The sequence below is a fragment of the Borrelia puertoricensis genome (genome assembly GCF_023035875.1).
Classification (GTDB): Bacteria; Spirochaetota; Spirochaetia; order Borreliales; family Borreliaceae; genus Borrelia; species Borrelia puertoricensis.
This window is the reverse complement of sequence record NZ_CP075388.1, coordinates 12887-27392: the sequence shown is the minus strand read 5'-3', so window position 1 is coordinate 27392 and position 14506 is coordinate 12887. Positions and strand designations below refer to the sequence as shown.

Genomic DNA, 14506 nt, shown 5'->3' with positions numbered 1-14506 from the left:
AACTTGTTAAGTATGTCTGGTCGTTTAACAAGAAACTGTGAGGTTATTTATACTAGTAATAGTTTTCCTATATTAAAATTTACACTAGCTAATAATAGAGGTGTAAAGAAGAATAACTGTGTGACAAGACAGGCTCAATTTTTTGACTGTGTGATTTTTGGAGCTAGAGCTGAGAGTCTTGCTGCTTTACTTAAACGAGGGGTTCAAGTTGTACTTAGTGGAGCCCTATCTTATTCAAGTTGGAATGATAAGCGTACAGGTGAGGGTAAGAGTAAATACAGTATTTTGGTAAATGATATTTGCGTCTTAAACTCATCAATGTAAAACACAAGATGTTAATGAGAATAAGCTTGAAGATGAGTTTTATGAAGATATTCCTTTTTAATAGCTATATTTAAGGTTAAGGGGAAGTAGGGGTGGTAGTTTCAAAAGGGATAAAGATTGTAAGTTGGAGATTATAGTATGAGAATAACGCAAAATAATCCAAATTTAGTCTCAGCAGTACGTCAGTGGGGATGTTACTTTTTATCTCTTCATTATTACGTATCAGTTTTTAAAAAGTTGCAGTTTAGTGTTCTTGATATAAATAGGAATTATCATAACTTTGTTAAGTCAGGGTGTATGAGAAGTAATTGTTATATTCTAAATCCATGCGCTGTACTGAGACGGTTTGATATCAGTGCAAGTGTGAGGTGGGAGGGCCCTGCTTACAGATGTTTAGATGGAGAATTTGAGATAAGTGAAGTTAAAATTAAAAATACACCAGGATATCATTTTATAGCAACTAATTTGTCTTCTGTGCTTTATGATTCACTCTCTCTTAAAGAGCGAGGAATTGGAGTATAATGTTACGTCTAAACGTGAATGTTTAGAAAAATATGAAATCTACTAGGGGGCTGGTTTTTTTTTTTTAGGGTAATAAAATAAGGAAGAGACTCTCCGGTCTGCTTGAACGGAAATTTTTAAAATGCAGTAAAGAGAAAGTAGAAAAGTTTAGAGTTGTTAATAATGAAATATTTGTATAAATAAGCTGTATTTATTATACATAATATTTTTGTAAAAAAAATAGATATTTAGCAAAATAAAATTATTTCAAGCTAGTTTTGATATCTTTGTAAGCCTGTATTTTACTTGCACTTGAGAGACCATAAACATTATCAATCTCAGAAGTAGATGAATATTTCATAAGTTCTTTTATTTGGAATGAATTATATCCTCTTGACTTTAGTGATGCTATAAATATATTTCGACATATATGAAGAGATTTTCGTTGTTTAAATCCTCCCTTAATGAGTAATTCCTTAAATTTTTCGGTAATCTTGTTTATATTAATTTTATTGTCACGAAATTTAAGTTTACTTTTTTGAAATAGATATGTACGTCTTGATATGCCTTTTCCTTTAGATAAAAATAAGTTTTGATGGGCCCGCATTATAGAGTTAAATTCAGATTTACTAATGACTACTTCTCTTATGCAGATATTGCTTCTCTTTTTTGCTACATTAACACGCAGGCTATAAAATACTTCACCATTACTACCTTTTTCTTTTGATATCTGGTCAAGTTTTACATTTTGTACCTCAACACCCCTACAACCAGTAACTGAGAGTAAGTGTACAAACCATCCTGAAATGGGGTCTAGACTTTTAAGTCTCTCTATAGAGCGTTTTACTAGTCTAATTGTCTTGTCATTTAGATAAAATCTTAAAGTGTTGGGATAATTTTTAGTATGTATAGATTTGCCTTTTAGAAGGATTGGTAATTAACAACAGTTCTTCTCTTAAGCGTTCATTTTGCATTTCTAATTCTTTAATTTTTTAGTTAAGATTTCAGTTAATTAAATGTTTCCCTTTCATGTAATTTCAAAGTTAACTAAACATTATAAAAATTGATAAAATTAGTTATAAAAATATTAGCAAATACTTACACGTAGAGTCAATTTTTAAAGGTCACCATTGTATAGAAAATATGCTCTTATAGGGCATATTTGTAATAAATAGAAAGGATGTTTTTTTGAGATATTTAGGGAATATAACTAGCATTCTTTCCATTGTTATTAACAAATACTTATAATTTTACTTTCCATATCCTTTATTTGCCTACTCAGTAGCTTTCAACTTTGCAATGATGGATTTTTTAGTACAAAATTTAAATTCTCTATTTCTGTTAACTTAAAGTTTACTTTTATAGTTACTCTTACCATTTTTATAACGAGTTTAATTTATTTTCTATTACACATCTTTATCTAGAATTTTTGTTGTCTTATTCTCTTAAATCTTTCTTTTTTAAATCCCTATCTCGTCTTAACTTTCATCCTTAGTTATTAGAGTTTTATTTAACCCCCTGCTCCTGTCCACAAGTGCTTGATGCTTGGTTTTTAAAATTATCTAAGTTTTCACCACCATTAAGAGCACCCTTTACTACTTGTTTAAAAGTTTCTTTTTGCTGGCTAGCATTCTCACCTGTGCATTTTGCAAGTTCAGTATTTATGTGATCAAGTGCTTCCTTTATTTTAGATTCATCATGACTTAAAATTTTGTTGAAAATAGAATCATTACCTAAAGCCTCTTTTAAAAAGTCTAGGTTTGTTTTTTGAGTTTCATTTAGCTTTTCTCTTAATGCGTCTTCAGGTGTTTTTTGTACTTCTGATTGTTCTTCGAAGTTTCTTTTAACTCTACTCTTAGGTGTAGCATTTCCATGCTCATATTCACAACTACTAATTAGTAATAATAAAATCAAAATAAAATTAATTTTATTCATATAAATCCCCTTATCTTTTTTGTTTTAAAAATATATCTCTATTTACATATCTTTAATGTACATTTACGTATAAGTATTAATTGTTTTTGTAAAATTTATTGTTTTGTTATAAATTTTATGTTAAATATATTTTTGTTAACCTATTAGTTAACTTATATTAAAAGGTATGAATAGGGTAAAGAAATCGTTTGATGATTATGTTGTGTATTTTAGAGAAGGGAAGCTTAATGACGCTGGTATAGCAAAAGAGCTTGGAGTTAGTCGTGTTAATGTAGGAAAGATGAGACGCAAATGGGAAGCGCTTAAGGATGACCCTGAGTATATTACTGGTGCTGCTAAGCTTACTATTTGTGAAGATACTTTAAATAATATCTTATTTCATGCATCACAAAGTACAGCCCAGGCGCGTGATCTTAAAAGTCAGTTTAGTATGGCTAAAAGTATGTTGGGACTAGAATTTATAAATTCATTTAGTCGTTATTTAGAGTTAGAACTTAAAACTCATAATTACAAAATAGAAGAACTCGAGTCTCAAATTAGCAATCTTTACAAGAAGACTTTAAGTAAAAAAGTTGCACATTCAGAAGAAGAGAGTCGTGAGCTTGAAGAGTTAAAACTTAAACTCGATGAGCTTAAAAGGGAGAGAGAACTTAAGAAGATGTCACTATGTTACAAGACAATGCTAAAGCTTAAAGCTACTGATACAGATGTGCGCTCTAAATTACAAATTTAAAGGATATGGTAATGGATATATATAAGCTGCCTATATTTAAAGAAATGCAGCGAGAGTACAAGCGTGATTTTGGTATTGATATAATGGATTTTATTAAGCCTAAAGCATTGGAGGTTGATTTTAAAGGGTTTGAAAGTAAATATTTAACTAAAAAACAACTTAAAGTAGTACGTAATATCGAGAAGAATAATCAAAGTAAAATTATCCTCTCAGGTGGGATTGCTAGTGGTAAAACATTTCTAGCATGTTATCTATTCTTAAAAATACTGCTTACAAATAGGAATGTGTATAAAAGAAATACTAATAATTTTATAATAGGAAATTCCCAAAAATCATTAGAGGTTAATGTTATGAGTGAGTTAGAAGATATTGCTAGTATGCTTAAAATACCCTTTAGGCCAAAATTTTCTAATACATCATATTTTGAAATAGACTCACTAAGAGTTAATTTGTATGGTGGTGATAGGGCAAGTGATTTTGAGCGGTTTAGAGGGTCTAATTCGGCGCTTATTTACGTTAATGAAGCTACTACACTGCATAAAGAAACATTAATAGAATGTTTAAAAAGGCTTAGAGTAGGAATGCAGGCAATTATATTTGATACCAATCCAGATAGTCCTGAACATTTCTTTAAGCTTGATTATATTGATAATACAAAAATTTACTCTACATATAACTTTACAACATATGATAATGAATTAATTTCTCGAGGATTTTATTAAAACCCAAGAAGAGATTTACAAGGACATTCCAACATATAAGGCAAGGGTTCTACTTGGAGAATGGGTCCCGTCCTGTGATGCGATATTTACTAATGTTAATCTTACAAGTAAGCATGAATTTATATCCCCAATAGCATATTTAGATCCTGCATATAGTATAGGAGGAGATAATACAGCCCTTTGTGTTTTGGAGCGAGTAGATCAAAGTTATTATGCATTTATTTTTCAAGAAAAGTTACCAGTAGGTGATCCTAAAATGTTAAATACAATTAAAACTATACTTACAAATCTTAATGTACACAAACTATATGTTGAAGATAGGGATAACGTTTCTGGGCATGGGAATGTGACTAAAATGTTTCTTAAACTTAGGGCGGGTATGAGTCATAATTTTAAAATTGCTCCAATTAAACCTATAAGTAATAAATTTACTAGAATTGCTACGTTAATAGAGCCATTTGCAACATCTAAACTTAGTATTATGGATTATTCAAGTAAGTCAGCTATATCTGATATTTATAAGTACAAAGGAGATGGTAAGAGTGATGATGATTCATTAGATAGCCTATCAGCATCATATATGTTATTGACTCTAAGCATGCGTACCCTTAAAGCACATTTTACTAAAATAAGGTTCCTATAACAGTTAAAATATTATATAATAATTACATAAGGAGTGTTTTTATGGGACTTGCTCAACGAGTTATTACACAGCAAATGGTTATAGCTGAACTTACTAAAGCCGGTATTAAGAGAGATATTGCTATTGATCTGTCTTATAGGTATTATCGTAATGAGCTGACTTATAAAGACATTGAATTCTTAAAAGAAAACTTTGATATAAAATTGAAACACTTAGAAGATGGGATTAGTAGTGTTAAGGATGAGCTTAACACCAAAATAGATACTAAATTTAATGAACTCGATAAAAAAATAGACACCGTTGAGAGTAACTTTAACCTTAAGCTAGATAAAAAGTTGAAGCTCTCGTTACAATCTGAGATTCAAAGGGTTGAGAACAATCTTAACACTAAAATCAGATACTAAATTTAATGAACTCGATAAAATAGACATCGTTGAGAATAACTTAACACCAAGATTGATACTAAATTTAAGGAACTCGATAATAAAATAGATGCAGTTGAGAGAATTAACTTAAGCTGAAAAGTTGAAGCTCTAAGGGAAATTAAAATCTGATATTAAGGACCTTGATAATAAGATAGAGAAATCTACATTAGAATTTAAAAACACATCTAAACTCCATAATTGGATGTTTGGTACTATCATAACTCTTACTTTAGGTATTTTATTAGCATTATTATTGAAATAATTTTAATTAAATAAAAAATAAATTTAAGATTTTTACCATTTTTAAGTTCCCCCCAATTAGTACAGATACATAAAAATGTAGATATTTTATCGTATATGTATTTGTTTCTTTTATTTTGACAAAAACTATTATTTTTGCTACAATCTATATGCAAACTGAAAATAAAGGAACAAATTTGTATTATTTTGATGAACTAAAGAAACGATCAAATAAGATCTGTCCTTTGGAATTATATAAATATTCGCTTGTTTTTAGGAACTATATAGAGAATCCTGCTGAGGATGCACTGAAGAATGGTATTCATCTTGAAAGTTTAGATAATATTAGTGAATCTGAGATAGCAAGACTTAAAAGAGAGCTTAAAGATGCTCTTTTAAATCTTATAATTAGTTATAGATTTAATGGTGCAGGATATATTTTAGTTCTAACTCGTGATGAACTGACAGAATTAGAAGAAGAAGTAAATTCTGAATTGCCCATTGGATTTAAATATCTAGATTTCAATTTAGTTAAAGACCCGGGCATTTATGACCAGTATATTACTTACACAGTAAAAGAAGGAAATACTTCTTACTCTTTAGTTAAGATACATAAGAGTAGGGTAATAATTTTTGATAATTATGATTATATCTTAAAACGTTACATACCATGTTATAGTGAAAGTTTTTTACTTAATATTTATCTACTTGAGAAAATTTATACACAGATAGATAAGAGAATAGAGACACATAATTTTCTTTTTTATAAAGATGAAGCATTAGTTGGACTTCAAGATGCACTATCAAATGCAACTGCATCATTAAACAGCTTAACACATAGAAATAATAGTAATAATGGATTATTTGCAGGTCTATTTCAAAGACAAAGACAGGATAATAACAGCATATCTGATCTTAAGAGTATTAATGATAGTCTCTCAAGAGAAATCGAGAGATTAAAGTCAAGTTTAAATAATGAAGGAATATTTTACACTTCAACAACAGATGCATCATTAGAAGTGATCAAATATGATCTTACGTATTTAAAAGAGGCATTGGCATTAGTAAAAGCTAAGATAGGAGCAGATACAAAAGAGCCACTAACTCGAAGTTTTAATGAACAGACTAAAGGTTTGGGAAATGATGGGAAGGGAGATAGATCCAATTATTATGATTTTCTTAAAGGAATACAAGAAGCAGTAGAGATTGCTGTCAATATTAAACTATCTAGGTATTTTGGTTTAGAGATGAAATTTAATTCTCTTGTTATGCTTAGTGAAGAAGAGAGAGTAGATAGAGATCTCAAATTAATAGAATTTTTCGGTAAATATAGTGAACTTATAAATAAAAGTGTTTTAAGCAAAGATGAGATATCAACGCTAAAAGAAAAATTATTTTCAATTTAGGTTAAGGAGTTTTCATGGAAAAAGAGTCAGATGTAAATACAGAAGAAGTAGTAATACAGACTAATGATAATAGCTCTTCTGATAAGTTTAAACGTATAAGTCAAGAAGAGTTTGAAGAGTATATGCAGCTTAAAGAAAAGGTAACTCGAGAAGATGAAAGGGTTAATAAATTAAGTATAAATGACCGAATTGCACGTGAACTTGCAAATGCGGAAGATAGAGAGCGAGCAGAGAAACAGTTACTCTTAGAAGCAGAGAAGATAAATGAAATTGATCAATTAGCTAAAGCACATTTAAGCAAGCATTTTGATAAAGATACTCTTCTTTCTAAAGGTTATTCACTGAAAGAAATAATGCAAGCACAAAGAAGAGAGTTAGTGAGAAAATTTGTTCCTAAAGAACAAATAAAAGCTATTTCCAAGCTAGATAATTTTGAACATTTAGATGGAGAGATATTAGAACAACTTGTATCTTTAGCAAAAGTGAATATAAGCATGAGAAAACGTGCTGTAAGTAATATTGACTCTAAGCATGGTGATATTATCTCTAAAATAGAGAATAGAATATCATTATTAGATTCAGGGTTTTCACCAGTTAACTTTGATGAATTTAATATTTCTGTTGCCAATGCTTATAAAGATAGAATACATGAGTTTTATAACCTTAAAGAGAAAAAAACAGCTTAAGGAGATATATGCATGTCAGAGACTATAACAAAACTTAAAGAAGAATATGATAAAAAGGTAAAAGAAATACAAGACCTAATGAAAAATCCTCAAAGAGACCCTGGTCTTTTTAGTAATAATGTTGATTTTAGAGATAAGAATTTAACCTTTGCTAATTCTGGTGGAAGTATCACTTCAAAAGTAGATAAGTTAGAGAATTATCCTGTTAAAGGATATCCATACAAACGTGGTGTTAAGTTATCTTATGAGGCAAGTGATAATACTGAACCTTGTGTAGAAGCTGGGGGTGGTACTGATCTTTATGGTATATGCATAGATATAGATGAGTTTACTGGTATAGCAACTGTACTGCCAATAACAAATAATTTTACTGGATATTTAGTAGTAAAACAGAGCAGTCAAAGCAACATTAATCCTGGATCAAAAGTTAAATTTGATACAAACGGAGAGATTGAAAATAACAGCAGCTCAGGTGGTGTTAATGGTATAGCCTTATCAAAGGCATTTCAAGTTAATACTAACTTATACATAGCATTAGTAAGTATATGTGGAAACAGAGGTAGTTAAGAATAGTGACTAGCAAAGCAAACCCATCAAAAGATGAACTTAGAAGTGATCATGATACTCAAACTGATTTTCAAATGGGTGATATTGATTTAAGTGATACAGAAGATCAAGAACTTTTTAAAAATCTATTACAAGAGGATTCTACAAGATCAAAAAGACGAAGTAAAAGAAGCACCCCAATATTAGAAGAAACTACTGAAGGTAAGTCACTTAAAGAGATTATCTTAAAATTAAGGAAATACTTTAAGAGTTTTGATACTCAAGCTGCTGTGTTTAAAGCACCAACTACTTTTCAAGATAAAAACATAAGAGTAGATGCGATTGCACAATCTCTCTCAAGTAGTACAGACAAATTAGAAGAATATCAAGCTTTAGGATTTCCATATAAACGTGCAGTAAAGCTAAAAGTAGAAACAGATACTAACAAAAATGATGGTGTTCAAGTAGAAGTTTCTGATGGGAATAACATGTATGGAATATGTGTTGATATTGATCCTTATACTAATGTAGCAACAGTAATTCCTATTACTAATAATTTTGAAGGATATATGATTGCCCAAAGCACTAGTATTAATATGGGTGATAAATTAGATTTTAATTCTAATGGAGAAGTTATTAAATCATCTAATACCTCATCGGTAGCAATTAATGCCGTAGCACTTAGTGATGTATTTACAATACAACTGACCAATGATGAGAGTAAAAAAAGCAGTGATGAATATAAATTAAATTTAGTCAAAATAGCTCTTTATGGAAATAAATCTATTGGTTAAAGGAAGGAGTTTAAATGTCAGATATAAATAACTTGATAAGTCAATATCACACTAAGGCAAAAGAACTAAAAAAACAAATGAAGAACCCTATTAGTGATGCAGGAGTTTTTAGTAATAAAGTTGATTTTAAAGATAAAAATCAGCATTTACAAAATCAAGGTGGGACTGTAACTAGTCGTTATGATAAGTTAGAGAATTATTATTTTAAAGGATATCCATATAAAAGAGGAGTAAAACTTGTTGTCAATGCAACAACACAAGATAATAATCCACATTATGAACCACATGTAGAAGTTGGTGGTGAAGATTATTTATATGGTATATGTACTGATATAGATGAATTTACTCAAACAGCAACAGTAATACCTATTACAAATAATTTCACTGGATATTTAATAGCAAAACAAAGCAGTGGTATAAAAAGAAAAGATAAAGTTAAATTTGATACAAATGGTGAGCTTGAAAAAGATAGCTCAAGTAATAATAAGATTAATGCCTATGCTTTATCAGATGCAATTTCACTTGATGGTACTACAAACAAAATTTGCATAGTTAATGTAGCTATTTACGGTAATAAAGCCAGACCAAGTTAATAAGTTAAAGGAGGTTAGAGATGTCAGAATTATATGATCAAAATTATTATGCAAAAGAAATAGCAAATATTTTCTCAGAAATTAAATTACCAGTGTTTTATAACTGGTTTTCAAAAGAACAAATTGAAGATGTTGATTTAAAGATGGGATATTTAAAAACAATTAAATGGGATGCATTTCTTAATGCTAATCCTACAACACTAATTAATGAAGTTAATACTATTGCAACCATTGGATTTCGTTCAGAGTCAGTAAGACTTAATTATTTAAAGTTACAATATAAATTTAGACACTTAAAACAAACTTCTGAAAAATTTTATAAAGGTAATGATTATGCTGGAGATGTAAATAATAATTTACTTCCATTTGGGGAGGCATATAAACTTGCAACAAATGAAATAATAAAACTAATAAATCATTTTGTATTAACAGGTACTGTGTCAATCCAGAAAGATGGAAAGAATCAAAAACGAATGTTACCTAATATGTATGGGCTCTTAAATATGCCAGATCAAGTAAAAGAAGAAGTTGAATCATCAAATAAAGATAAAATGGATAAAATATTTGAAAGTATCGAAAAGGGTCTTGCAAAATTAGAGCTAGGAGATGAATTCTCAACTCCTATGATGGTATTAGTTGATCCATTAACTAGTTTAAAGTTAGTTAAACCATATGCAATAACAAATTCTTCTTCATCATCTAATGTTTATTCTTCTAATGATTCTTGGGAGGACTTCCTTATTAAGACAATAAAAGCTGTTAATAATAGAAGAGAAGTATATATTGAAACAAGTAATTTACTTCAAAATCAAATACTCATTTATCCATTAAATGCTGAACTAATCAAATTCAAACCAAGTAAATATATGCTACCAATGCCAAATGAGCAAGTGGATAGAGATTCAACTGATATTGCACATTCATATCTTGATTTTGTACTTGGTGGACTCTTAGCAACAGAGAAAACAATTTTACGAGTTGATATTAAACAATCTTAAAGGTTAACCTGGTAATGCAACAGAGAACAGCTCAACAAGAGATAGAGAGACAAGAAGAAGAATTATTTATAAGCAGGCTTCACTCTAATATTATTTCCCTTTTGGGAATAAGTATAGAAGAATTTTCTATTCAAAGCTTTATGATGCAAATTAATCTCTTAGAGTCAATATTATTAGCTAATGGAATACAGTCAGAGAAGCTTACTTATAATGATATCTTCTTGCTTACTTACTATCATATTGGATGTGAACTGAGGAAAAAGGGGATTGTCCGTGAACTTGAATTTGAGAGAATAAAGAGAGAGAAATTCAATGAACTGGAAATTGACTATCACCCTATATCTGATACTAGTCAATCTGACAGTTGTAATAAAAACTTCTGTTTACGATTTGATGCGTATCTAGATAAAGTTAAAAGAGATACTACGTCTCCTTCCTGTATAGGAGTTGTGTAATGAATAATCTTAGAGATAGGTTATCACAAATGTCACAACGTATGATATTTACATACAAAGCTCCTGATCCTTTACGTTTATATAAATTTGAAACTATTACACTTGATGATAATTCTTATCAGAGGGTATTTAATAAAGAAGACTACTTAGAATTTACAGGCATTATTATAGATATAAGTCCCCAAGAATTAAGGATGATTTATGACTCAAATTTATTTGACTTACAAGGACTCTCTAAACTTTATACAAGTGATGATATTATCTTCAATCTTCAAGATAGAATTTCTATAGGTGATAATTATTACGAAATAGTAAGTATTGACTCTTCTATTGGTTACCAAACACTAATTTTAAAGGATGTTGTATGGAAATAGAGTTAGAGGTTGGTTGGTTTGGGGGCAGAGCTAATGTTGCACGCATGCATGAGATTGGCGCTAATAATTTACCAGTACGTAAACATTTAAGTGAAGTTGCTGCTAGTTGTGAGTTTAGAGAATATATCAGTAATGATTATATAAAAAATGAATTTAAACGTGATCCTAGATCTGGAATGAGTGCCATTGGAGAAGCATTTATAACTTATTATCAAAATTATGTATTGTCAAATAAAATCAAGCCTGAACTTAGTCCAAATACAATTAAGCAAAAACGAAAAAAAGGTAGTGGTAATCCAGAAATTACTCTTGTTGATACTTCACGAATGCTAAATGAGATTAGTTATAAGGTGAATTGAGTGCTTATTGGGTTAGAGGTTATACTTATGCATATAATTAAAATACTAAATGACTTTAAAGAATATGCTCATGCTAAAAGTGAAAACATATGTAAGGTTATTAATACATATAATCATCCATATCTACTCTCTAATATAACTACGAGCGAACCTAATATTATTGCATTTAAATTTACATCTGAAGATGGCTTACTTGCTCACAACTCTCATTATGGTACTTTTTATGATAATATTTGTGAGTTTAATATTAACTTCCAAATATTTATTATCTCTCTTGTAATAAATTCAAATGACTATGATGCTTACAATAGAATGTTGACTTTATATAGTTTGCTTAAAGAATTTTTACATAACAGAGTAAATAAATACACAGTTAAGGACGCTCATGAACCTGACTACATAAAACATCTCAATATATATATACGTCCAACATCTAATATGCAAAATACAGGTCTCATTACTTTGGGAACAAAATGTAGTAACACTGCTTATAGCTCATCAGCTAGTTTTAAAGCTGGAATCCAAATATTTGAAAGGAAGGAGTAATACTTTGCCACAAGATACAATTAGTGTAAATTTAATTAGTAATAAAGTACATAACACAACAATAAACTATTATTCTCCGTTACTAGTTTATAAAACATTAAAAATTAATGTGAATAAAGATAGTGCAAATTATAAAGTCTTAAATCTTACAATAAATAACTATGAAAAGCAAATAGAAGCATTAGAAAAAGAAAATGGAAATGGACAAGATGAATTTACTAAAGAAAAAGAACTATTAAAGAATGCTATGTCTGATTTCTTTAACTCTCCCAGTGTAGCATTAAAATCTGCTATGCTCTTTATTTATAAAGATAAACCTGAGACTATTAAAACTTATCTTAAAACACACAGACACTCATTTGTTGTTCTAATTAATACTTATGATAAAGATAATAATGGTGATGATGGGCTAGTTGTATACAAAGATGATTACTTGAAATTCAAGATGCCAGATACTTTTTTTGTTTTCTCTACTAAAGAGAGTGAAATAAAAGAAATATTTAAAGATAAAAGCTCCCTAGAGAAAACAAATAATATAGCTATTTATAGTAATAAGCGAGATAATCTACATCTTAAATTTATAAGTCGATATTTATATGAAGCTTGTATGTTTCACAGTGTAAATCCATATGGCATGAATCTTGCTGCAAGACCACTTGTTGATGATGAAGTAATAACTAAACTTAGAGGTGCAAATATTAATTTTTATTCTTATCTTAACGAAACAGGTCTTGAGAGAGTATCAGCATTTAAAGAAGGAGTTGATCTTGCGGGAAATCCTATTGACCAGTTATTTACTTATCAATATATAAAACAAGAAGCAATAATTGAACTTATTAGAGTTTGGAATATTAATAATAGACAAAATAGTAAATTATCTAGGTTGCAATTATCTGGAGATAGAGATAATGCATATACATCAGCAATTGAATGCTTACTAAAGAGATATATAGAGAGAGGACTTATTGTAAGCTACTCAAACTTAAATATTATACTCTCACCATCACCACAACTTAAATTAGAACTAACTATTGATATTACTTATAACTACAGTATCAACTCTCTCTCTTTCATTATTACAACCAAAGATATAACTGATTACTTAAATAAACTCGAAAATTAAGGAGGAGATATGGGATTATATGATTTAAAGGAAGTTTATCTCTCTATCTCGGGAAGACAAATTAATAGTGGAAAATTAGAACTTACAAGTGAACCTACAACTAGAGCAGTAATTAGTAATGAAGATAGAGGAATGCCTGTTATCAGTCTTCGAGATCCCAAAACCATTACTTATATATTTAGTATTGAAGTAACACTTGGTAGTCATGATTACATATTACTAACTCAAATCTCTGATGACCAATTTTACAACATGAATGTAAGTAAAGAAGATAAAATGATGGATTTGGTATTTAATGATAGGATAACAACAAAAATAATCAGTAACTGTGCTGTATTTACTGAAGAACCATCAAGAAGTTACTCAGCAGAAGCAGAAAAAGTTACTTTTGAAATTAGAGCTATCAATTGCCAAAAAATAACACCTAAAAATTAAAGGACACACAATGATTACAAGATATAAAATGAACATATTAAGCAAAGATAAAACTTATGAATACCAAATAAAAGTATTACCTGTTTATACGTGGGACTCTATACTTGGATTTAATCAAGAAGAAGCTATAAATAAACTTAATGATGTTAAGTATTTGAAAGAAATAACTAATTTAATGATCAAACCCGGGTTTTTAGATGAGTTTTACGTAATACTGGATTACAATAGAGAATTCATAAGTTATTATAAAGATTATCTTATTGCTATTCTTTATTCTATAGAGTTTAATACATTTCATTTAGACTCAGAATTTAAAAAACCAGCCCTCCTTTTTCTTAAAGAATATGAGAATAATGTTGGTGATTTTGTTACTTTTAATTACATTACCGATGAATTTAATTATGAATGTGTAATTTCAAAACTTAAATCAAAGGCTAATAATGAAACATATAGATAAATTTGTTGAGAGTATTAATGCTACTCGTACTCGTTACTTTGCTTTAATTGACGATATAAAAAGACATAAATATTGGCTACCAATAATTACTGGTATTTGTTCTTACAGAGAAATTAAATGTATGACATACGATGAATTTATAGAAGTAAGCAATATTGCTGAAGCTAAGCTAGAGAAGGAAATTCTTGAACTGATTTTATCTAAATAAGGA

The 14506-nt window shown here is 29.2% G+C and carries 20 protein-coding genes and 1 pseudogene; 19 read left to right on the top strand and 2 right to left on the bottom strand.

Features of this window, described 5'->3' with window-relative positions; translation table 11 throughout:
• Positions 1-12: 12 nt before the first annotated feature.
• Positions 13-324, top strand: a complete 312-nt coding sequence (locus tag bpuSUM_RS06630; protein WP_247067229.1) for a single-stranded DNA-binding protein — start codon at positions 13-15, stop codon at positions 322-324.
• Positions 325-462: 138 nt separating this feature from the next.
• Positions 463-846, top strand: coding sequence for a DUF261 family protein (locus tag bpuSUM_RS06625; protein WP_347343303.1), 384 nt, complete (start codon positions 463-465; stop codon positions 844-846).
• A gap of 241 nt (positions 847-1087) precedes the next feature.
• Here the strand turns inward: bpuSUM_RS06625 and bpuSUM_RS10070 are convergent, their stop codons facing one another.
• Together bpuSUM_RS10070 and bpuSUM_RS06615 are read right to left on the bottom strand one after the other, a co-directional pair.
• A complete protein-coding gene (locus tag bpuSUM_RS10070) occupies positions 1088-1432 on the bottom strand; it encodes a hypothetical protein (protein ID WP_430644662.1) in 345 nt (114 codons plus the stop codon).
• A gap of 899 nt (positions 1433-2331) precedes the next feature.
• Positions 2332-2760, bottom strand: a complete 429-nt coding sequence (locus bpuSUM_RS06615) for an Mlp family lipoprotein (RefSeq protein ID WP_247067228.1) — start codon at positions 2758-2760, stop codon at positions 2332-2334.
• Between the two features lie 166 nt (positions 2761-2926).
• On the opposite strand from bpuSUM_RS06615, the gene bpuSUM_RS06610 reads away from it, so the two are divergent.
• The 17 genes and pseudogenes from bpuSUM_RS06610 (at position 2927) to bpuSUM_RS06525 (ending at position 14503) form a co-directional block, all read left to right on the top strand.
• Positions 2927-3493: a DUF603 domain-containing protein gene (locus tag bpuSUM_RS06610; protein WP_247067226.1), complete on the top strand. Its 567-nt coding sequence runs from the start codon at positions 2927-2929 to the stop codon at positions 3491-3493.
• 11 nt (positions 3494-3504) lie between these two features.
• A pseudogene (locus tag bpuSUM_RS09970) lies at positions 3505-4858 on the top strand (PBSX family phage terminase large subunit).
• Positions 4859-4899: 41 nt separating this feature from the next.
• On the top strand, positions 4900-5262 hold the full coding sequence (gene bdr, locus bpuSUM_RS06595; RefSeq protein ID WP_247067212.1) for a Bdr family repetitive protein: 363 nt from the start codon (positions 4900-4902) through the stop codon (positions 5260-5262).
• Between the two features lie 431 nt (positions 5263-5693).
• Positions 5694-6929: an anti-CBASS protein Acb1 family protein gene (locus bpuSUM_RS06590; protein ID WP_247066659.1), complete on the top strand. Its 1236-nt coding sequence runs from the start codon at positions 5694-5696 to the stop codon at positions 6927-6929.
• 14 nt (positions 6930-6943) lie between these two features.
• Positions 6944-7615, top strand: a complete 672-nt coding sequence (locus bpuSUM_RS06585; protein WP_247066656.1) for a DUF1357 family protein — start codon at positions 6944-6946, stop codon at positions 7613-7615.
• A 12-nt stretch (positions 7616-7627) separates the two neighbouring features.
• Positions 7628-8182 carry a DUF228 domain-containing protein gene (locus bpuSUM_RS06580; protein WP_247066654.1) on the top strand — a complete coding sequence of 185 codons (555 nt, stop codon included), beginning with the start codon at positions 7628-7630 and terminating at the stop codon, positions 8180-8182.
• 5 nt (positions 8183-8187) lie between these two features.
• Positions 8188-8955, top strand: a complete 768-nt coding sequence (locus bpuSUM_RS06575; protein WP_247066652.1) for a DUF228 domain-containing protein — start codon at positions 8188-8190, stop codon at positions 8953-8955.
• 14 nt (positions 8956-8969) lie between these two features.
• Positions 8970-9548, top strand: a complete 579-nt coding sequence (locus bpuSUM_RS06570; protein WP_247066650.1) for a DUF228 domain-containing protein — start codon at positions 8970-8972, stop codon at positions 9546-9548.
• Positions 9549-9568: 20 nt separating this feature from the next.
• Positions 9569-10546 (top strand): hypothetical protein, encoded by a 978-nt coding sequence (locus tag bpuSUM_RS06565; protein ID WP_247066648.1) that lies wholly within the window; start codon positions 9569-9571, stop codon positions 10544-10546.
• 14 nt (positions 10547-10560) lie between these two features.
• Positions 10561-11001, top strand: coding sequence for a DUF3890 domain-containing protein (locus tag bpuSUM_RS06560; protein ID WP_247066362.1), 441 nt, complete (start codon positions 10561-10563; stop codon positions 10999-11001).
• Positions 11001-11375 (top strand): DUF1506 family protein, encoded by a 375-nt coding sequence (locus tag bpuSUM_RS06555; protein WP_247067210.1) that lies wholly within the window; start codon positions 11001-11003, stop codon positions 11373-11375. The genes bpuSUM_RS06560 and bpuSUM_RS06555 overlap by 1 nt, the downstream gene beginning before the upstream one ends.
• Positions 11366-11734 (top strand): hypothetical protein, encoded by a 369-nt coding sequence (locus tag bpuSUM_RS06550; protein WP_247066560.1) that lies wholly within the window; start codon positions 11366-11368, stop codon positions 11732-11734. Before bpuSUM_RS06555 ends, bpuSUM_RS06550 begins: the two co-directional genes overlap by 10 nt.
• Before the next feature lie 27 nt (positions 11735-11761).
• Positions 11762-12280 (top strand): DUF764 family protein, encoded by a 519-nt coding sequence (locus bpuSUM_RS06545; protein WP_430644658.1) that lies wholly within the window; start codon positions 11762-11764, stop codon positions 12278-12280.
• Positions 12281-12284: 4 nt separating this feature from the next.
• Complete coding sequence (locus bpuSUM_RS06540; RefSeq protein ID WP_247066642.1) at positions 12285-13403, top strand: DUF787 family protein; 1119 nt, start codon at positions 12285-12287, stop codon at positions 13401-13403.
• 9 nt (positions 13404-13412) lie between these two features.
• A complete protein-coding gene (locus bpuSUM_RS06535; protein WP_247066456.1) occupies positions 13413-13838 on the top strand; it encodes a DUF1463 family protein in 426 nt (141 codons plus the stop codon).
• A gap of 10 nt (positions 13839-13848) precedes the next feature.
• The gene (locus bpuSUM_RS06530) at positions 13849-14295 is read left to right on the top strand and encodes a DUF1473 family protein (protein WP_247066720.1); all 447 of its coding nucleotides are present in this window, start codon (positions 13849-13851) and stop codon (positions 14293-14295) included.
• Positions 14279-14503, top strand: coding sequence for a DUF1322 family protein (locus bpuSUM_RS06525; RefSeq protein WP_247066633.1), 225 nt, complete (start codon positions 14279-14281; stop codon positions 14501-14503). The genes bpuSUM_RS06530 and bpuSUM_RS06525 overlap by 17 nt, the downstream gene beginning before the upstream one ends.
• Positions 14504-14506: the final 3 nt, after the last annotated feature.

What these genes read in the sequence shown, in the direction of transcription:
- bpuSUM_RS06630 (WP_247067229.1), top strand. Translation starts at nt 13, where the DNA reads ATGTCTGGTCGTTTAACAAGAAACTGTGAGGTTATTTATACTAGTAAT.
- bpuSUM_RS06625 (WP_347343303.1), top strand. Translation starts at nt 463, where the DNA reads ATGAGAATAACGCAAAATAATCCAAATTTAGTCTCAGCAGTACGTCAG.
- bpuSUM_RS10070 (WP_430644662.1), bottom strand. Translation starts at nt 1,432, where the DNA reads ATGCGGGCCCATCAAAACTTATTTTTATCTAAAGGAAAAGGCATATCA.
- bpuSUM_RS06615 (WP_247067228.1), bottom strand. Translation starts at nt 2,760, where the DNA reads ATGAATAAAATTAATTTTATTTTGATTTTATTATTACTAATTAGTAGT.
- bpuSUM_RS06610 (WP_247067226.1), top strand. Translation starts at nt 2,927, where the DNA reads ATGAATAGGGTAAAGAAATCGTTTGATGATTATGTTGTGTATTTTAGA.
- bdr (WP_247067212.1), top strand. Translation starts at nt 4,900, where the DNA reads ATGGGACTTGCTCAACGAGTTATTACACAGCAAATGGTTATAGCTGAA.
- bpuSUM_RS06590 (WP_247066659.1), top strand. Translation starts at nt 5,694, where the DNA reads ATGCAAACTGAAAATAAAGGAACAAATTTGTATTATTTTGATGAACTA.
- bpuSUM_RS06585 (WP_247066656.1), top strand. Translation starts at nt 6,944, where the DNA reads ATGGAAAAAGAGTCAGATGTAAATACAGAAGAAGTAGTAATACAGACT.
- bpuSUM_RS06580 (WP_247066654.1), top strand. Translation starts at nt 7,628, where the DNA reads ATGTCAGAGACTATAACAAAACTTAAAGAAGAATATGATAAAAAGGTA.
- bpuSUM_RS06570 (WP_247066650.1), top strand. Translation starts at nt 8,970, where the DNA reads ATGTCAGATATAAATAACTTGATAAGTCAATATCACACTAAGGCAAAA.
- bpuSUM_RS06565 (WP_247066648.1), top strand. Translation starts at nt 9,569, where the DNA reads ATGTCAGAATTATATGATCAAAATTATTATGCAAAAGAAATAGCAAAT.
- bpuSUM_RS06560 (WP_247066362.1), top strand. Translation starts at nt 10,561, where the DNA reads ATGCAACAGAGAACAGCTCAACAAGAGATAGAGAGACAAGAAGAAGAA.
- bpuSUM_RS06555 (WP_247067210.1), top strand. Translation starts at nt 11,001, where the DNA reads ATGAATAATCTTAGAGATAGGTTATCACAAATGTCACAACGTATGATA.
- bpuSUM_RS06550 (WP_247066560.1), top strand. Translation starts at nt 11,366, where the DNA reads ATGGAAATAGAGTTAGAGGTTGGTTGGTTTGGGGGCAGAGCTAATGTT.
- bpuSUM_RS06545 (WP_430644658.1), top strand. Translation starts at nt 11,762, where the DNA reads ATGCATATAATTAAAATACTAAATGACTTTAAAGAATATGCTCATGCT.
- bpuSUM_RS06535 (WP_247066456.1), top strand. Translation starts at nt 13,413, where the DNA reads ATGGGATTATATGATTTAAAGGAAGTTTATCTCTCTATCTCGGGAAGA.
- bpuSUM_RS06530 (WP_247066720.1), top strand. Translation starts at nt 13,849, where the DNA reads ATGATTACAAGATATAAAATGAACATATTAAGCAAAGATAAAACTTAT.
- bpuSUM_RS06525 (WP_247066633.1), top strand. Translation starts at nt 14,279, where the DNA reads ATGAAACATATAGATAAATTTGTTGAGAGTATTAATGCTACTCGTACT.